Genomic DNA, 507 nt, shown 5'->3' on the forward strand with positions numbered 1-507 from the left:
TCCGCAGCGGCTGGTGAGGACACCCGGTCTGTGGACATCCTGGGGAGGGAGCCCGATGGTGACGAATCTGACCATCACACATCATCTTGGGGTCGTGCCGAGGGTGCGGCACTAGATGTAGTATCTCTATCCAGCGCAGGAAACAGAGCGGCCCGGATGACGCGGACCGATCGGAGCCCCCGAAACGGCGGTCCTGCACCGAGCACCGGCACCAGCCGGAGGCCTCGGAGCGGCTCTTCTCACCACGCCACTCACCCCCATGAACAGGAAGGGATCACCGACATGTCAGTGACCGTCTACAGCAAGCCCTCCTGCGTCCAGTGCAACGCCACCTACCGTGCGCTCGCCAAGAAGGGCATCGACTACAGCGTCGTCGATGTGACCGAGGACCAGGCCGCCTACGAGCACGTCGTGAGCCTGGGCTACCAGCAGGTCCCGGTCGTGGAGACCGGTGAGGACCACTGGTCCGGCTACCGCCCGGACATGATCTCCCAGCTCGCGGTGCGC

General features: G+C 65.1%; 1 protein-coding gene. It reads left to right on the forward strand.

Annotated features, from left to right (window positions below; genetic code table 11):
* Positions 1 to 282 precede the first annotated feature (282 nt).
* On the forward strand, positions 283 to 507 hold a 225-nt coding region (gene nrdH, locus IG178_RS25200; protein WP_193215297.1), incomplete at its 3' end, for a glutaredoxin-like protein NrdH.

The organism is Neoluteolibacter marinus (assembly GCF_014904755.1).
GTDB lineage: Bacteria > Verrucomicrobiota > Verrucomicrobiia > Verrucomicrobiales > Akkermansiaceae > Haloferula > Haloferula marina.